This is a genomic window from Bacillus sp. VA13 (assembly GCF_055710085.1).
In genome coordinates this window covers 554,021-571,313 of the sequence record NZ_JBVQPP010000001.1, presented here as the reverse complement: position 1 = coordinate 571,313, position 17,293 = coordinate 554,021, and the positions used below count along the sequence as shown (strand labels likewise).

General features: G+C 42.5%; 13 protein-coding genes and 1 other RNA gene. 10 read left to right on the top strand and 4 right to left on the bottom strand.

Annotated elements, in window-relative coordinates:
- Nucleotides 1-90 precede the first annotated feature (90 nt).
- Together sucA and odhB are read left to right on the top strand one after the other, a co-directional pair.
- Nucleotides 91-2,925, top strand: a complete 2,835-nt coding sequence (sucA, locus tag AC0C66_RS02460) for a 2-oxoglutarate dehydrogenase E1 component (RefSeq protein WP_072183699.1) — start codon at nucleotides 91-93, stop codon at nucleotides 2,923-2,925.
- Between the two features lie 15 nt (nucleotides 2,926-2,940).
- Complete coding sequence (odhB, locus tag AC0C66_RS02455; protein WP_019714643.1) at nucleotides 2,941-4,194, top strand: 2-oxoglutarate dehydrogenase complex dihydrolipoyllysine-residue succinyltransferase; 1,254 nt, start codon at nucleotides 2,941-2,943, stop codon at nucleotides 4,192-4,194.
- Between the two features lie 49 nt (nucleotides 4,195-4,243).
- On the opposite strand, the gene AC0C66_RS02450 is transcribed toward odhB, so the two are convergent.
- A complete protein-coding gene (locus tag AC0C66_RS02450; protein ID WP_014114087.1) occupies nucleotides 4,244-5,209 on the bottom strand; it encodes a bile acid:sodium symporter family transporter in 966 nt (321 codons plus the stop codon).
- A 227-nt stretch (nucleotides 5,210-5,436) separates the two neighbouring features.
- On the opposite strand from AC0C66_RS02450, the gene AC0C66_RS02445 reads away from it, so the two are divergent.
- A complete protein-coding gene (locus AC0C66_RS02445) occupies nucleotides 5,437-6,774 on the top strand; it encodes a sodium-dependent transporter (RefSeq protein WP_014114086.1) in 1,338 nt (445 codons plus the stop codon).
- Nucleotides 6,775-6,806: 32 nt separating this feature from the next.
- On the opposite strand, the gene AC0C66_RS02440 is transcribed toward AC0C66_RS02445, so the two are convergent.
- The 3 genes from AC0C66_RS02440 to dhaS form a co-directional block, all read right to left on the bottom strand.
- Nucleotides 6,807-7,652 (bottom strand): superoxide dismutase, encoded by an 846-nt coding sequence (locus AC0C66_RS02440; RefSeq protein ID WP_072183650.1) that lies wholly within the window; start codon nucleotides 7,650-7,652, stop codon nucleotides 6,807-6,809.
- Entirely contained in the window at nucleotides 7,642-9,540 is a 1,899-nt protein-coding gene (locus AC0C66_RS02435) for a terpene cyclase/mutase family protein (protein WP_461845584.1), read from the bottom strand. The genes AC0C66_RS02440 and AC0C66_RS02435 overlap by 11 nt, the downstream gene beginning before the upstream one ends.
- Before the next feature lie 100 nt (nucleotides 9,541-9,640).
- Complete coding sequence (gene dhaS / locus AC0C66_RS02430) at nucleotides 9,641-11,128, bottom strand: aldehyde dehydrogenase DhaS (RefSeq protein ID WP_014114083.1); 1,488 nt, start codon at nucleotides 11,126-11,128, stop codon at nucleotides 9,641-9,643.
- 230 nt (nucleotides 11,129-11,358) lie between these two features.
- On the opposite strand from dhaS, the gene AC0C66_RS02425 reads away from it, so the two are divergent.
- The 7 genes from AC0C66_RS02425 to AC0C66_RS02395 all read left to right on the top strand — a co-directional run bounded on the left by AC0C66_RS02425 (nucleotide 11,359) and on the right by AC0C66_RS02395 (nucleotide 17,205).
- Nucleotides 11,359-11,562: a DUF6501 family protein gene (locus AC0C66_RS02425; RefSeq protein ID WP_003241656.1), complete on the top strand. Its 204-nt coding sequence runs from the start codon at nucleotides 11,359-11,361 to the stop codon at nucleotides 11,560-11,562.
- Between the two features lie 331 nt (nucleotides 11,563-11,893).
- A complete protein-coding gene (locus AC0C66_RS02420; RefSeq protein WP_072183492.1) occupies nucleotides 11,894-12,238 on the top strand; it encodes a PH domain-containing protein in 345 nt (114 codons plus the stop codon).
- Between the two features lie 253 nt (nucleotides 12,239-12,491).
- Nucleotides 12,492-12,983: a TraR/DksA family transcriptional regulator gene (locus AC0C66_RS02415; RefSeq protein WP_072183491.1), complete on the top strand. Its 492-nt coding sequence runs from the start codon at nucleotides 12,492-12,494 to the stop codon at nucleotides 12,981-12,983.
- Nucleotides 12,984-13,133: 150 nt separating this feature from the next.
- Nucleotides 13,134-13,760: an FMN-dependent NADH-azoreductase AzoJ gene (gene azoJ, locus AC0C66_RS02410; protein ID WP_003220143.1), complete on the top strand. Its 627-nt coding sequence runs from the start codon at nucleotides 13,134-13,136 to the stop codon at nucleotides 13,758-13,760.
- A gap of 231 nt (nucleotides 13,761-13,991) precedes the next feature.
- Nucleotides 13,992-14,177: non-coding RNA, 6S RNA (gene ssrS, locus AC0C66_RS02405), on the top strand.
- A 141-nt stretch (nucleotides 14,178-14,318) separates the two neighbouring features.
- Entirely contained in the window at nucleotides 14,319-16,094 is a 1,776-nt protein-coding gene (gene recQ / locus AC0C66_RS02400; protein WP_072183490.1) for a DNA helicase RecQ, read from the top strand.
- Between the two features lie 247 nt (nucleotides 16,095-16,341).
- Complete coding sequence (locus tag AC0C66_RS02395) at nucleotides 16,342-17,205, top strand: LysM peptidoglycan-binding and 3D domain-containing protein (protein WP_072183489.1); 864 nt, start codon at nucleotides 16,342-16,344, stop codon at nucleotides 17,203-17,205.
- Nucleotides 17,206-17,293 lie beyond the last annotated feature (88 nt).

The following is a 17,293-nucleotide window of genomic DNA, read 5'->3' as shown; positions in this document are numbered from 1 at the left end:
TTTATTACATAATTTTGGACACAGCGTTCGAAAGTTATTTTAAGATAGTGAATCATTCACTTGATTATCTAAGTTGGGGGTAATATTCAAATGTTTCAAAATAGTATGAAACAACGAATGAATTGGGAAGATTTTTACGGTCCGAACCTCGGCTATGCGCTGGAGCTTTACGATCAGTATACCCAGGATCCGAACAGCATTGATCCGGATCTAAAGGAAATGTTCGACGAGCTCGGTGCTCCGCCAAGCGATATAAAAGAGGCCTCGGGAACAAAAGAAAAGGGACGTGTTACAGCCGATCTGATACAAAAGATCGCATCCGCAGTCAGACTTGCAGAAGATATCCGAACCTATGGCCATTTAAACGCTTCCGTCAATCCGCTCAGAAAGGATGGGAAAAAGAGCGAACTCTTTCCACTATCCGATTACGGGCTAACTGAAGAAGAAATAAAAGCAATACCTGCGTCAGTGATTTGCAAAGACGCTCCTAAAAACATTACGAACGGTTTAGAAGCCATTCAGTATTTACGAAATACGTATAAAAGAACCATCTCATTTGAATTTGACCATGTGCATGACTTCAAAGAGCGCGAGTGGCTGACAAAGATGATTGAATCCGGCGAGCTGTTCCAGAAGAACTCATCTGAAAAGCTGTCGGCTGTTCTGGAAAGACTGACAGAAGTAGAGGGCTTCGAGCAGTTTTTGCACCGCACATTCGTAGGGCAGAAGCGCTTTTCCATCGAGGGGCTGGACGCACTTGTTCCAGTGCTTGATGACATTATTGCACAATCTGTCAAATCTGGCACGACGAGTGTCAACATCGGGATGGCACACAGGGGGCGCCTTAATGTATTGGCACACGTGCTTGGCAAACCGTATGAAATTATTTTCTCCGAATTCCAGCATGCGCCGAACAAAGATCTTGTCCCGTCTGAGGGATCAATCGGAATCAGCTACGGATGGACAGGGGATGTCAAATACCATCTGGGGGCGAATCGGGAGCTTCAAGACGCTGAAACAAAATCAGCGCGCATTACGTTAGCAAACAACCCGAGCCACTTGGAATTTATCAATCCGATTGTTGAAGGCAGCACGAGAGCGGCACAGGAAACGAGAACACAAAGCGGATACCCGGTGCAGGATGAAACAAAATCGCTTGCCATTTTAATTCATGGAGACGCTGCATTCCCTGGGGAAGGAATCGTCGCTGAAACATTGAATTTAAGTTCTTTAAAAGGGTATCAAGTAGGCGGTGCGATTCATATTATCGCCAATAACATGATCGGATTTACAACAGAAAGCGCTGAATCAAGATCGACAAACTATGCCAGTGACCTGGCGAAGGGCTATGAAATTCCGATTGTTCACGTAAATGCGGATGATCCTGAAGCCTGTCTTTCAGCTGTTAAGTTTGCGGTCGAATACAGAAAAACATTTAACAAGGACTTTCTGATTGACTTGATCGGGTACAGACGCTACGGACACAACGAAATGGATGAGCCGTCTACTACTCAGCCGATGCTGTATGAGGCTGTCAGAAAGCATCCGACCGTCAAACAAATTTTCGCTGAAAAGCTCGTAAATGAAGGCATGCTTAGCGAAGAAGTTGTTCAAAACATCGAAAAATCGGTAACGAAGCGCATTGAGGATGCTTATCAGAAAGTGCCGGCTAAAAAGGAACATACCGCCTGTGAAATTGAACTTCCAGAGCCTGTTTCAAACGGTTTCCCTGATGTGGACACATCCATTGATTTTGATGTGCTCCGTAAGCTGAATGGCGAATTAATCAACTGGCCGGAGTCATTTAACGTTTTCGGCAAGCTTAAGCGTATTTTAGAAAGACGCGCCAAGGCATTCGATGATGATAGAAAAGTGGAATGGTCTTTGGCTGAATCACTTGCGTTTGCTTCTATTTTGAAAGACGGAACACCGATTCGTTTAACTGGACAGGATTCCGAGCGCGGAACGTTTGCCCAAAGAAACCTTGTGCTTCATGACAGTGAGACGGGCGAAGAATTTGTGCCGCTGCATCACTTATCTGACTGTGACACATCTTTTGCTGTTCATAACAGCCCGCTGTCTGAAGGATCGGTTCTCGGCTTTGAATACGGCTATAACGTGCATTCACCGGAAACGCTTGTCATGTGGGAGGCGCAGTACGGAGATTTTGCCAACGCTGCTCAAGTGTATTTTGACCAATTCATTTCTGCCGGACGCGCCAAATGGGGCCAAAAATCCGGATTAGTCATGCTTCTTCCGCACGGTTACGAGGGACAGGGGCCCGAGCACTCAAGCGGAAGAATCGAGCGGTTCCTGCAGCTTGCCGCGGAAAACAACTGGACGGTTGCCAACCTGACAAGCGCTGCACAATATTTTCATATTTTAAGAAGACAGGCCAAAATGCTGCTTCGTGAAGAAATCAGGCCGCTCGTCATTATGACGCCGAAGAGCCTTCTTCGTAATCCGAATACGGTTTCGGAAGTGCAGGAGCTCAGCGAAAGCCGCTTCCAGCCTGTATACGAACAGTCCGGACTTTCTCATGACTATGAAAAAGTAACCAGACTTGTATTATCCAGCGGTAAAGTGTCCATAGACATCAGCGACCATTTCAATAAGCTAGAAGACGGTAAAGAGTGGCTTCACATTGTGAGAATTGAACAGCTGTATCCATTCCCGGCAAAAGGAGTCAAAGAATTATTTGCAAAACTTCCGAACCTGAAAGAAATCGTTTGGGTACAGGAAGAGCCGCAGAACATGGGGGCCTGGAGTTATATCAGCCCATATTTGACAGAGATTGCACCACAGGGCGTAAGCGTTCAATATATTGGACGAAGAAGACGATCCAGCCCTGCAGAGGGAGATCCGACAGTTCATAAAAAAGAACAGGAACGTATTGTATCTGATAGCTTGACTCGCAAAAACTAAGGGGGAAATGAAAAAATGGCGGAAATTAAGGTACCTGAATTAGCAGAATCAATCTCAGAAGGAACAATAGCCCAATGGTTGAAGCAGCCTGGTGATTATGTAGAACAGGGTGAATATCTGCTTGAACTAGAAACGGACAAAGTAAATGTTGAATTGACAGCAGAAGAATCGGGTGTACTTCAAGAGGTATTGAAAGATTCGGGTGATACCGTCCAAGTTGGAGAAATTATCGGTACGATTTCAGAAGGCGCGGGTGAAAGTTCTGCCCCTGCACCTTCAGAGAAAGCTGAAAGCAAAGATAGCGAGAAAGAAGAGAAGCAGGCTGAACCAGCTGCAAAAGAGGTTAGCGAGGAAGCGCAAGCCGAAGCAAAATCAAGAACGATCGCTTCTCCTTCAGCCCGTAAGCTGGCAAGAGAGAAAGGAATTGACCTGTCTCAGGTTCCAACGGGAGATCCGTTAGGAAGAGTGCGCAAGCAGGATGTCGAAGCGTACGAAAAACCAGCCTCAAAACCGGCTCCTCAGAAACAACAGCAGCCTCAGGCTCAAAAAACACAGCAAAGCTTCGACAAACCTGTCGAAGTGCAAAAAATGTCACGCCGCAGACAAACGATTGCAAAACGCCTTGTAGAGGTACAGCAAACATCAGCGATGCTGACTACATTTAATGAAGTAGACATGACGGCTGTCATGAACCTTAGAAAACGCCGCAAAGATCAATTCTTTGAGCAAAACGAAGTGAAGCTCGGCTTTATGTCTTTCTTTACGAAAGCGGTCGTTGCTGCATTGAAGAAATATCCGCTGCTGAATGCGGAAATTCAAGGCGATGAGCTGATCGTTAAGAAGTTCTACGATATCGGGATTGCTGTTGCAGCTGATGAAGGCCTTGTCGTTCCGGTTGTACGGGATGCGGACCGTCTGACATTTGCAGGAATTGAAAAAGAAATCGGCGAACTTGCGAAAAAAGCAAGAAACAATAAATTGACCCTTAGCGAGCTTCAGGGCGGTTCCTTCACTATTACAAACGGAGGGACTTTCGGCTCACTGATGTCGACTCCGATTTTAAACAGCCCTCAAGTCGGTATACTGGGCATGCATAAGATTCAACTGCGCCCTGTAGCAATTGATGAAGAGCGTTTTGAAAACCGTCCGATGATGTATATCGCTTTATCTTATGATCACCGGATTGTAGACGGTAAAGAAGCGGTTGGTTTCCTAGTGACAATCAAAAATTTACTGGAAGATCCTGAACAGCTTTTATTAGAGGGATAATAAAAAAAGGTACATCACGATAAAGTGATGTACCTTTTTTGATGCGTATTTAAAGAGACAGATTGCTGCTGTTGGCTGCTGTTTGTTTCTTTTTCGCTTTTTTTGACCAGTATGTTGCAAGCATGGAACCCGAAAGGTTATGCCATACACTGAATATCGCGCTGGGTACGGCAGATAGCGGTGAGAAATGAGCCGTAGCGAGTGCAGCACCGAGTCCTGAATTTTGCATGCCGACTTCGATTGCAATTGCTTTTTGAGACGGATAATCCATTTTTAAAAGCTTTGCACAAAGAAATCCAAGCAAATAACCGATACCGTTATGCAGGATGACAATAGAAAAAATGAGGAATCCTGATTGAAGCAGATTTTCCCGATTGCCGCTGACGACAGCTGAGACAATCGCAACGATGCCAATGACAGAAACAAGCGGAAGGGCATGTACGGCTTTTGCCACTTGTTTTCTGAAAAACATTTTGACGATCACGCCTGCAATGATCGGAAATAAAACAGCCTGTAAGATTGAAATAAATAAAGCCCCTGGCGAGACAGGAAGCCATTCCTTGGCAAACAGCATAATCAAAATCGGTGTTAAAACAGGCGCCAACAAGGTAGAAATTGTTGTAACAGCAACAGAAAGGGCCGTATTTCCTTTTGCTAAAAATGTCATGACATTAGAGGCTGTGCCGCCAGGACAGCAGCCGACAAGAATAACACCCACTGCGATTTCAGCTGGAAGGTGCAGCCCAAATGCGAGGCCGAAAGCAACGAGCGGCATGATAGTATACTGAACAATTACCCCGATAATGACATGCCAAGGTTTTCTGATCAGCTCTTTGAAATCATCGGCTTGCAGCGTAAGACCCATTCCAAACATGATAATGCCAAGAAAAATCGTAATATAAGAACTGATCCATGTAAAAAAAGACGGGAAAGTAAATCCCAGCACGGCAAAAACAATGACCCATATGCCAAAGGTTTGTCCCGCGAAATGACTTATTTTTCTAATGATGTCCATAAAAACACTCCTTAACATTTATCAAGAACTTCAGCAGAAATTCTCACAGATTTTGAAGCATTCTCTTATTATAATTAATTTTCTGAATAATTCAATATTAATAGATGGATTGGTTTTTAATAGAAAACAATAATTATATTATGTAAACTAATCAAAATGTTCTTGACTATATAGGAAGATATTCTTACAATGAATCTTTAATGGTTTGATAAAATAGGAGTGATAGGGTGAAGGAAGCGAATCAATGGTCTTCGAAGCTCGGCTTTATATTAGCCGCGGCAGGATCAGCTATCGGGCTTGGTGCGATATGGAAATTTCCATATGTAGCGGGAACCAGCGGAGGAGGCGCATTTTTACTTATTTTTATTTTATTTACGGTTTTAATCGGACTGCCTTTATTGTTAGGTGAATTCATCATAGGCAGAAAAACACAGAAAGATGCCGTACAATCCTATAAAACACTTGCTCCGGGAACGAAGTGGCATTGGATCGGTTATTTAGGAATGGCGACGTGCTTTATTCTTTTATCTTTTTACAGTGTCGTCGGCGGGTGGATTTTAATTTATATTACAAAAGGCTTCACTGGCGGTTTATCGCAAACATCTGGTTTTGATACGATATTTGCAAGTACGATTTCAAATCCTTACCTGGCTGTTGGAGGCCAGCTGCTCTTTATGGTGGTGACAATTTTAGTTGTTGCAAAAGGGGTTAGCAGCGGAATTGAAAAAGCAAGCCAAATATTAATGCCGGCGCTTTTTATATTATTTGTTATTTTAATGGTGCGTTCCGTTACACTTGATGGAGCGATGGAAGGGCTCAAGTTTTTCCTGATGCCTGATTTAACCGCGATTGACGCCAATACAATTTTATATGCGATGGGCCAATCCTTTTTCTTATTAAGTGTCGGTGTATCAGTCATGGTAACGTATAGCTCTTATTTAGAGAAACAGGAAAACGTTGTGCAGTCCGCTGTATCAGTAACTGTATTAAACATGCTTGTTGCTGTAATGGCAGGAATTGCGATTTTTCCAGCTGTATTTTCATTCGGCCTCAAACCAGACCAAGGGCCGGTCCTGTTATTTAACGTGCTGCCGACTGTGTTTAATCAAATGCCGTTTGGAATTATCTTTTTATTAGCATTTTTAATTCTATTTTTATTTGCGGCATTGACATCCGCTTTCTCAATGCTGGAAATTTTGGTCGCAGTGCTTTCAAAAGGCGATGTCAATAAGAGAAAACGATTCGCTTGGTTAGGCGGAATTGCTATTTTTATTGTCGGTGTGCCGTCTGCATTATCCTACGGTGTCTTAAGTGACGTCTCTCTATTTCACTTGTCTATTTTTGATGCGGCCGACTATCTTGTAAGCAATATTTTAATGCCGTTAGGCGCGTTATTGATTTCTATTTTTGTCCCGTTAAAAATACCGAAACAGGATTTGTTTGACGAGCTGAAAAGCGGTTCCAATCTCAAACGAAAGTGGTTTGCGGTTTGGCTGCTGCTCATTCGTTACCTATCTCCTGTTGCCATCATCATCGTATTTTTGCATGTGATAGGCATTTTTTAAAACACGTAGCCCCCGGGGAAAGGGGGCTTTTTTTAATAGGGTTTCCAAACGACTTCTTTTGCCTGCTCGAAACGTTTTTCTGCCTCGCGCCAATCCACGACATTCCACCAATGATCGACATAGCTTGCCCGGTCATTTTTATATTGCAAATAATAGGCATGTTCCCATACGTCAAGCGGTAAAAGAGGGATCACGTCCCATTGGCTGAAGAGCTGGTGCTTTTCTGCCGTTAAAATCTCCAGCCGTCCTGATCGGGGAGCCCAGACCAGAATGGCCCAGCCGACACCTTCCACTTTTTTAGCGGCCTGAGTAAAATGTTCTTTAAAAGCCGAATAGCTTCCAAATGAAATATCGATCATTTGGAACAATGCCCCTGTAGGACGCCTTTTTCCGTTTGGATGCATCGAAAACCAGAAAATAGTGTGTAAATAATGCCCTGCTCCATGGAATGCAAGCTCTCTTTCCCAATGAGTGATCAAGTCATAATTCTTTGATGCTCTCGCTTTTTTTAGCTCTGTTTCTGCTTTGTTTAGACCGTCAACATAGCTTTGGTGATGCTTCGTATGATGAAGGACCATAATGTCGCGTGATATATAAGGTTCTAAGGCGGAATATTTGTACGGAAGCTTTGGCAGCACATGTTTTCCTATAGGGACGTAAGCGCGTCTTTCACTTGTATCCTCTGATTCTGTAATATCCCGATAAAGGGCAGCGGCCTGCTTATACCAATCTTCTTCAGTTGTTTGGTCATCTTCCAGTGCTTCAATCATTTTGTCAAATTGATCTTCAAACTGTTCAAGCTGTCCTCGCTTTTGAATCTGATTCTTCAAGGCTTCACACCAATTGAACATCTCCGTTTGATAAGATTCACGTTTCATTTGCTGTCTCCTTTTCAATAAAATTCAAATACTTTCCGACAGCCAGCAAAGAGAATACATATGGATAACTGTGATAAAGAATATAAAATTGGTTTGGCAATCCGATTCCTGCTGGATAGGCCAAGCTATCGGCGCCATGAGAACTGCTGTCAGTAAGGTATTGCATACCTTTCACAACAGATGGGTGTTCGGAATTTTCGTATGTGAGCAAAGCGTCTAAAGCCCAGGCCGTTTGTACAATGGTTCCTTTATGAAGCGGGACGTACGTTTTGACTTCAGCGCTTTTACAGGATTCTCCCCAGCTGCCGTCATCATGCTGTATCGATTTGAGCCAGCGCAAGGCCTTTTGTATAGCAGGGTGCTTTCGGTCAACCCCGCAGGCATGCATACCAGTAAGAGCAGCCCATGTGCCGTAAATGTAGCAAACACCCCATCTCCCGTACCATGACCCATTCTGTTCTTGATGTTCGAGAAGCCAGCCCACAGCGCGCTGAATATGTTGATGTTTCACAGTGAAACCAGCTTTCTCTCCTAAAAAGTGCAGCACACGTCCGGTGAGGTCGGCGGTTGAAGGGTCAACTGCCGCGTCCTCGGCGGATTCAAGCGGGAGAAGGCGGATCAGAGGATGGTTCACATTTTTTTCAAAAGCAGAAAATCCGCCGTCATTGTTTTGCATCGATAAAAGCCAAGACACCCCTCGCTCCCAAGCTGAAGGAGAATAACTGCGGGGAATCGCTTTTAATACGGCTGCAGTGTCGTCACAGTCAGGGTTATTTGTATTGATGTTTGAAAATCCCCAGCCGCCGGGTGCTGCACTCGGGTTTTTAACAGACCAATCTGCTATTTTGGTATGCTGGCGTTCTAGCAAATAGGCAGCTGCTTTTGTAATAGAGCTGTCTGTTTCGGTCACGCCGTTTTTTTGAAGGGCATAGCTGATCAGAGCTGTATCCCAAACAGTTGAAGTAGAGTTTTCCAGATAAGGAATCACGTTGCACTTTGTCAGCAGTGATTTGATGCCGTTAATCGCCCTCCTGATAACAGGAGAGTAGCGTGATACACCAAGTGACAGAAGGCTGTAAACCATAAATATGGTTGCGCTCGCATAGCTGTATAATGTTCCGTCTTTTTCAAGCCGGTCCAGCATATATGTTTTAGCCGTCTGTAAGCCTAGCTGCTGAAAAGCAAAGGGTGCATGAAAAATGCGCTTCCAATGTGACCAAATAGACGTGAGATATCTTTCTTCAAAAGCATCAGATCGAAGCCAAGTGAAAGGGTTATTTGTCATGTGCGGATCGAGATGGCGAAGAGATGGAATATTGCGGTTTTTAAGAACAAATCGCTGATTGAGTGTTACAGCCATAGGAGCAAAATGAATTCGGGCATATGCGCTGAACTGATAGAAATGAACCGGTAACATTGGGGGGAGCGCCATGAGTGATAATGGTAAATACAAAACAGGCCAAGGATACATCCCGTTCACAGCAAGCATCCATTTTGTCATGAAATGAACATGTCTCAAACCGCCATGTGAGATGATAAATTGTTCAGCTTTTCTCATGTGCGGATCAGATCTGTGAAAACAACCTGAAGCCAGCATCCCGACATATCCTTGGACGGTAGCCGTTATATTTCCGCTCGTTTCATCGGGATAATTGATGAATGTGCCGTCGGGCTGCTGTTTTTCGCGAATGCCTGCTGCAAGCGCTGATATTAGTTCTTTTTCATTCTCGCCTTCATCTAGTGAGGTGAGGAGCAAAATAAAAAAGGAATTTGTCATGATTGGTCCTTCAAAGCAAAATGTCCACGAACCGTCAGCATTTTGCCTGTCTTTTAACTCTGCAATGGTTTTCTTTTGATAACGTCTTACTTTCTCCTGAAGTGTGCCCATCACGCTCAACTCCTTCAGAAGCATATATATTCAGCGTCTTTTACCGCCATTACAGAAAGAAAAAAACTGCTGGCAGGCAGCAGTTTTTTTGACATACATGTTAGTCTTCGAGATTTATCCATACACTTTTGACTTCTGTGTAGTTATCTAAGGCATATGATCCCATTTCTCGTCCGAGTCCTGACTGTTTATAACCGCCAAACGGGGATGCTGCGTCAAACACATTATAGCAGTTCACCCAGACGGTTCCGGCTTGAAGACGGTCCGCGATATAGTGGGCATGCTTGACGTTCTCTGTCCATAGTCCGGCTGCGAGTCCATATTCTGAATGATTCGCTCGTTCAATGACTTCATCGACTGTTTCGTATGGAATAGCAGTCAGCACCGGTCCGAAAATTTCTTCTTTTGCGATGGTCATCTCGTCTTCAACATTCGCAAACACAGTCGGTGCGACAAAATATCCTTCTTCAAAAGGACAGCTTCCGCCAGTCACTGCTTTTGCTCCTTCGTCTTTTCCTTTTTGAATATAGGAAAGAACGCGTTCGTGCTGTTCCTTGCTCACGAGAGGCCCGATTTGTGTATCCTTATGAAGTCCCGCTCCTTGGCGGAGTGATTCAGCATAGGACACCATCTCATCAACAACTTCATCATATTGGTCTTTATGAATGAAAACGCGCGAGCCCGCACAGCAGACTTGGCCCTGATTAAACATCACACCGTTTAAAGCGCCTGGGATCGCCTTTTTCAAATTCGCATCCGGCAAAAGAATATTAGGTGATTTTCCGCCCAGCTCCAATGTAACCCGCTTAATGCTTTTCGCAGCGGTGGACATGATTTTCTTTCCGATTTCAGTGGAACCGGTAAAGGCAATTTTATCAACCGCTTCATGATTCGTCAGCGCTTCTCCCGCATCTTCACCGAATCCCGGAATGATATTGATGACACCGTCAGGGAAGCCGGCTTGATCAATTAATTCTGCCAAATAAAGAGCTGAAAGCGGTGTTTGTTCAGCCGGTTTGAGCACGATTGTACAGCCTGTTGCAAGAGCAGCGCCCATTTTCCACATCGCCATCAGGAGCGGGAAATTCCATGGAATGATCTGGCCGACGACGCCGACAGGCTCATGGCGCGTATAATTAAAATAAGCGCCGGAAACCGGAATCGTCTGTCCTGTTATTTTTGTACACCAGCCGGCATAATAGCGCATATGCTCAATAGCCAGAGGTATATCTCCATTCGTCGTTTCATTTATCGGTTTCCCGTTATCAAGTGTTTCAAGCTGAGCAAGCTCAGTTTTATGCTCTTCCATTAAGTCTGCCAGCTTATACATCAGTCTGCTTCTAGAAGCCGGAGACATTGTTCTCCATTCGCCTTGGTCAAAGGCTTTTCGGGCAGCTTTAACCGCTTTATCCACATCCGCAGCTTGGGCTTCATACAGCGTCATCAAGGTTTCGCCGGTCGCCGGGTTGGGTGTGTCAAAGGTTGCCCCTGAGGCACTCGGAACAAACTTTCCGTCAATATAAAGCTTCTTTGTTCCCTGTAAAAATGTCTCCAGCCTTTTCGTCACTTGCATCGTTAAAGAACTCATCTGTAACAAACCTCCAGTCATTTTTTATGGTCTGTTTTGAGATTCTTGGTGATAGCACATTGATTCATTGTTTGAATAGCAGAAATAAGCTGTGATATTTGCTGTAAGAGTAAGCGTATACAAACATTCTATAATAGAAAACAAGGCAAAATCAATGAATAACCGATATTGCAATTTACAAAAGAAAAAAGCTACAATAAGCTTATAGATATGAAAAGGAGATTTCATTTATGATTCATAACAATTGGCTTGAAAAAGAAACAATCAAAAAGGTAAAATGTGTGCAGACAAACGCAAAAAAATATATCGTGAACCGCGTTTTAACTCCGGGAAAAGAATATGAAGTGAAAAATGAAACAGAGGAATTTCTCTTTGTGATCGACAATACGAATAAAGTCGGTGGCTATTATAAAGAATACTTCGAAGAGGTTTAAAGCCTGAAGAAAGCAGAGGATAAAAAAACCGCAGCTGAGCTGCGGTTTTTTATAATTAAAACAGGAAAAATAAAACAAAATCAATGAAAACTTTAAAAACCACTTTTTTTTAAAAAATAATGCTGAATATTGAAACTTTTTTCTCTATACGTGCGTATTACTTGATGACAAAGCACAAAAGACGAAAAACAAATCAAAAATTTGAAAAATGTAATCTGTTCGTAATGGTTTAAATGTCTTCTATGTCGTATTCTTATATAGGGATAAAGGACTTATTTTTATGTAGTGAATGAATAAACAAATAGATAAATGCAGAAAGAGGGGTTCTTCATTGGGTATTTTTTCTGTTAGCAGATCAACGGATGCAAAGAAGCTTGAAGCTTTGCTCGTTGAAGGGGAAAGAATAGAATCGATTTATAAGCTCCGAGTGGACCAAATTTGCTTTACAAATAAGCGGATCATTTTCTTTGACAATAAAATGTTTTCTAAAAAGAAGGTTCGTGTATTTCTTCCATATAAAACAATTGAAAGCTTTGCGATCCAAGAAGCAGGCATGTTTGACCCGGACACTGGGCTTTTATTGATGACTAGAAGCAAAACGTTCGAAATAGAATTTGCGAAAGACACCGATTTAAGCGAAGTTCAAGCGGTGCTGACAAAGCACTTGTGCAGCTGAATATTTGATGAGCCAGCCGTTCAAAAAATGGTTAGGCTTTTTTTATATAAAAAACAGAGCAGAGCGTACATGCCCTGTTCTGTTTTTACAACTACGAAAGAAGAGAAGACAAAAAACTGCCAAAGAAATCCTGAAACACTATTATCGCCAACGGTTGCGATCCGTGCAAAGATGCAGTCGCTCATCTTTCTATCAAGTTCTCATGTTTGACAAGGGGCAAAACGGGAAACAGGATAGAAAGGAGAGGATACACATGGCGCTGACAAAAGAACAAAAGAAGCATCTCTATTATAAATTGCTCGATATGCAAAAAGAATTGTCTGGCGAGAAGAAGGAAACAGAATCAATGACTGAAGAAGTGGGGGAGCTTTCCAATGGGGTTGACAACCACATGGCAGACCACGGCACGCTCGTCACAGACCGGATGACAGACCAAACGGTGAGAGAGATCGACCGGGAGCTGTTAGAGGAGATCAACCATGCATTACAAAAAATGAAAGATGGAACATACGGAGTGTGTGAAAGAACCGGCCAAGACATTCCTTACGAAAGGCTTGAAGCTGTTCCCTATGCAAGAATGACAGTGGAGGCCCAAGCTGATATGGAGGATGATGTAGAGACAGACGCTCCGTCAGTTGAAAGAGAGTTTCACGAGCAGGTAAAAGATCTATCCAATAAAGAAACCATTGATCAAAAAAGCTCTCAGACGTATGAGATTTTGGATCGTGAACAAGATTCAAAGTGAAAATGGCAAGCAAGTACACCGATATTAGATGTACTTGCTTTTTTTTGAAAAAAAATCTCATATTCAAAATAAAGTGATTGACTTTGCGTAAAAAAGAAAGTAACATACTATTTGTAAGTAAATATAAAAAGTTTACCGGGAGGAATACAAATGTCTACAGTATTATTTGTAAAATCAAGCGACCGTACAGCTGAAGAAGGCGTTTCAACTAAACTTTACGAAGCTTTCTTAGCTGCTTATAAAGAAAACAACCCTGCTGATGAAGTGGTTGAATTAGATCTTCATAAAGAGAACCTTCCTTACCTTGGAAGAGATATGATTAACGGAACATTTAAAGCAGGTCAAGGAATGGAAATGACAGAAGAAGAGAAAAAACAAGCAGCAATTGCTGACAAATATCTGAATCAGTTTGTAAAAGCTGACAAAGTTGTTTTCGCATTCCCGCTTTGGAACTTCACAGTGCCAGCCGTTCTTCATACTTATGTTGATTACCTGTCTCGTGCAGGCGTTACATTCAAATACACACAAGAAGGACCAGTTGGTTTAATGGGCGACAAAAAAGTGGCACTCCTTAACGCGCGCGGCGGCATTTACTCTGAAGGACCAATGGCTGCACTTGAAATGTCATTAAACTTCATGAAAACAGTTCTTGGTTTCTGGGGTGTTCAAGACTTGCACACAGTTGTCATCGAAGGACATAACGCAGCGCCTGATCAAGCACAAGAAATCGTTGAAAAAGGTTTACAAGAAGCAAAAGATCTTGCTGCGAAATTCTAATGGAACAAAGACTCCTATCACTGCGATAGGAGTTTTTTTGTATACATATTATATAGAAGAAAGTAATCATTCCTCTTAGCGAAAAAAGCTGTTTTTTTATTGTAATATATTTTTCGGATTGTCGAATCATCAGATATAATAGCGAAAAAGCAGTTTTAATCGCTGGAAAAAGTTTTTCTAAACAATTGTTCTGGCCCCTTGATAAAAAACGGCTGATGGTGTACTATATAAAAGAAGCTACTTTGTGCGTATTGTTAATTAAGTTTTAACCTTTAAGCTGTAATAGGGAGTTTTATATCGAAGCTGGAATGTCATGCCTCCTTGTAGAGGACGACAGGAACGTTTCTGCAAACACCCACTTTGAGGAGTGGTGGTTTAAAACTTTCTTACTTGCATACGGCAAGACGTAGCGAAAGCCATTTCCTTTTTGGAAATGGCTTTTTATTTTATCTAAAAAAGATAGGTATAGTGAAAATTCAATTTCTGTGTGAAAGAAATGAAGGCCGCTTTTTTATGATATGATGGGAGAAATTCAAGGAAAAGCGAGGTTTACACGTTATGTTACATAGAGCCCAATCCCTTCTGGCCCATTATTTTGGTTATGAAAAGCTCCGCAGCGGACAAGAAGACGCGATCCGCTCGGTGACGGAAGCGAGACAAAATACGGCCTGCATTATGCCGACGGGAGGAGGCAAATCGATTTGCTATCAAATTCCGGCACTAATGTTTGAAGGGACAACGATCGTCATTTCACCGTTGATTTCCTTGATGAAGGATCAAGTCGATGCGTTAGAAGAAGCGGGGATTAACGCCGCCTACATTAACAGCACACAATCCAATCAGGAAATATATGAGAGGCTGAACGGACTCAAAGAAGGGGCTTATAAGCTTTTTTACATTACACCGGAGCGACTTACGTCCACGGAGTTTATACGGATTTTGCAGGACATTGATGTTCCTTTGGTCGCAATAGACGAGGCGCACTGTATTTCTCAATGGGGCCACGATTTCAGGCCAAGCTACAGAAATATTGAAATTTTGTTCCGAGAATTACATGACAAGCCTGTCATCATGGCATTAACAGCAACAGCAACACCTGAGGTTCATGAGGATATTTGCAAACAGCTGCATATTCAAAAAGAAAATACGGTACATACCGGATTTTCCCGAGACAATTTAACCTTTAAAGTAGCAAAAGGAGAAAATAAAGATCGTTTTATTGATGAATATGTGCAAAACAACAAACATGAAGCAGGGATTGTCTACACAGCGACCAGAAAAGAAGCTGATCGAATTTATGAGAGATTGAAACGAAATCAGATCAGTGCAGGCCGGTATCACGGGGGCTTGGCAGATGATGTGAGAAAAGAGCAGCAGGAAAGGTTTCTTAATGATGAGCTGCAAGTGATGGTGGCAACCTCTGCTTTTGGAATGGGCATTGATAAATCAAATATCAGATTTGTTCTACATGCACAAATTCCGAAAGATATGGAAAGCTACTATCAAGAGGCTGGACGAGCTGGACGGGATGGTCTTGCCAGCGAATGTGTTCTCCAGTTTTCACCGCAGGATATTATGGTGCAGCGTTTCCTAATTGAACAATCAGAGCATGAAGAGAAACAAAAGCAAGATTTAAAAAAGCTGAGACAAATGGTCGACTATTGTCACACGGAAGACTGTCTGCAGCGTTTTATCCTTATGTATTTCGGAGAAACGGAGCCTGATGCGTGCGGACAGTGCGGAAACTGCACTGATACAAGGACGTCCCATGACGTGACCCGGGAGGCGCAAATGGTCTTATCTTGTATTATTCGCATGAAAGAACGGTTTGGCAAGACGATGGTTGCCCAGGTGTTGGCCGGCTCCAAAAATAAAAAAGTTCTTGAAAACGGCTTTTCGGATCTCTCAACATACGGGATATTAAAACACCAATCAGTAGGGGAAATCAGTGATTTTATCGAATTTCTTATTTCTGACGATTTCATCAAGATGTCAGACGGAACGTTTCCGACTCTTTTTGTCAGCAGTAAAGGAAGGAATGTGCTGAGAGGAGAATTATCAGTAACGAGAAAAGAAGCGTTAAAAGCGGCAGCGATTACTGAAAATGACGAGCTGTTTGAACGATTGCGCATCGTTCGCAAAGAAATCGCGGCAGAGCAGGGTGTTCCTCCTTTTGTCGTTTTCTCTGACCAAACGTTAAAAGAAATGTCAGGAAAACAGCCCGTAAATGATGAGGAACTTTTGTCTATAAAAGGAGTCGGAGAACAAAAAAGAGCAAAATACGGCCGGCTTTTTTTACAAGAAATACAAGCTTATGCAGGGATGACAGACTAAAAAAACAGTAAATCAATCTTTTTTTCTATAAAAAACACATTTTATTTTCTCTTTTTTTCCTCAAAATAAAAAGACTTGCGAAGCCTATTATATCAAGGGTTCAGCAAGTCTTTCCAGCAGAGAGAATTCCTTCATGTAAAGGAACTGTAATCTAAATCATATCTTTTTGTTATTGATTTGACATTTACGTGTGTTACGATATCACCTGTTAGCCGCCAATAAAAAGCTAACAAGGGAGGATTTACTTATGAAGAAGACGATTATGTCCTTTGTAGCAGTTGCTGCACTTTCATCAACTGCATTCGGAGCTCACGCTTCTGCAAAAGAAATCACGGTGCAAAAGGGTGATACGCTCTGGGGGATCTCTCAGAAAAACGGAGTGAACCTAAAGGACTTAAAAGAATGGAACAAGTTAACTTCTGATCAAATCATTGCAGGAGAAAAACTGACCATTTCTTCAGAAGAAACAACCACTACTGGGCAATATACAATTAAAGCGGGGGACACGCTGACAAAGATTGCTCAGCAATTCGGAACAACAGTCAATAACCTGAAAGTTTGGAATAACCTAAGCTCTGACATGATCTATGCTGGATCAACACTTTCAGTAAAAGGTCAGGCAACAGCAGCAAACACAGTTACTGAGAATACGCATACAAGCGCACCTCAAACTGAAACAAAACAAGAAGCTGTGCAAAAAGAGCAACCTAAACAAGAAACAGTTCAACAACAACCAAAACAAGAAACAAAGGCTGCAGCAGAAACTTCTGTTCCTACAGAAGAAAAGGCTGTTCAATCTAATACAAATAATCAAGAAGCTTCAAAAGAACTAACAGTTACTGCTACTGCTTACACTGCTAACGACGGCGGCATCTCCGGCGTTACAGCAACAGGCGTTGACTTAAATAAGAACCCGAACGCGAAAGTTATCGCGGTTGATCCTAATGTGATTCCACTAGGTTCTAAAGTCTATGTTGAAGGTTACGGTGAAGCAACAGCAGCAGACACTGGCGGCGCTATTAAAGGAAATAAAATCGACGTATTTGTACCCAATAAAAGTGATGCATCTAATTGGGGCGTCAAAACTGTAAATGTAAAAATCTTAAACTAATCATATAGATTGTGATAAAAGACGCGAGCTTTTTGGCTTGTGTCTTTTTTCGTTCTGTTTAGAGATGTATATAATGTATCATATGCTG

Excerpts from the sequence above, each read along its gene's own strand:
- sucA (WP_072183699.1), top strand. The coding sequence starts at position 91 with ATGTTTCAAAATAGTATGAAACAACGAATGAATTGGGAAGATTTTTAC.
- odhB (WP_019714643.1), top strand. The coding sequence starts at position 2,941 with ATGGCGGAAATTAAGGTACCTGAATTAGCAGAATCAATCTCAGAAGGA.
- AC0C66_RS02450 (WP_014114087.1), bottom strand. The coding sequence starts at position 5,209 with ATGGACATCATTAGAAAAATAAGTCATTTCGCGGGACAAACCTTTGGC.
- AC0C66_RS02440 (WP_072183650.1), bottom strand. The coding sequence starts at position 7,652 with ATGAAACGTGAATCTTATCAAACGGAGATGTTCAATTGGTGTGAAGCC.
- AC0C66_RS02435 (WP_461845584.1), bottom strand. The coding sequence starts at position 9,540 with ATGGGCACACTTCAGGAGAAAGTAAGACGTTATCAAAAGAAAACCATT.
- dhaS (WP_014114083.1), bottom strand. The coding sequence starts at position 11,128 with ATGAGTTCTTTAACGATGCAAGTGACGAAAAGGCTGGAGACATTTTTA.
- AC0C66_RS02425 (WP_003241656.1), top strand. The coding sequence starts at position 11,359 with ATGATTCATAACAATTGGCTTGAAAAAGAAACAATCAAAAAGGTAAAA.
- AC0C66_RS02415 (WP_072183491.1), top strand. The coding sequence starts at position 12,492 with ATGGCGCTGACAAAAGAACAAAAGAAGCATCTCTATTATAAATTGCTC.
- azoJ (WP_003220143.1), top strand. The coding sequence starts at position 13,134 with ATGTCTACAGTATTATTTGTAAAATCAAGCGACCGTACAGCTGAAGAA.
- recQ (WP_072183490.1), top strand. The coding sequence starts at position 14,319 with ATGTTACATAGAGCCCAATCCCTTCTGGCCCATTATTTTGGTTATGAA.
- AC0C66_RS02395 (WP_072183489.1), top strand. The coding sequence starts at position 16,342 with ATGAAGAAGACGATTATGTCCTTTGTAGCAGTTGCTGCACTTTCATCA.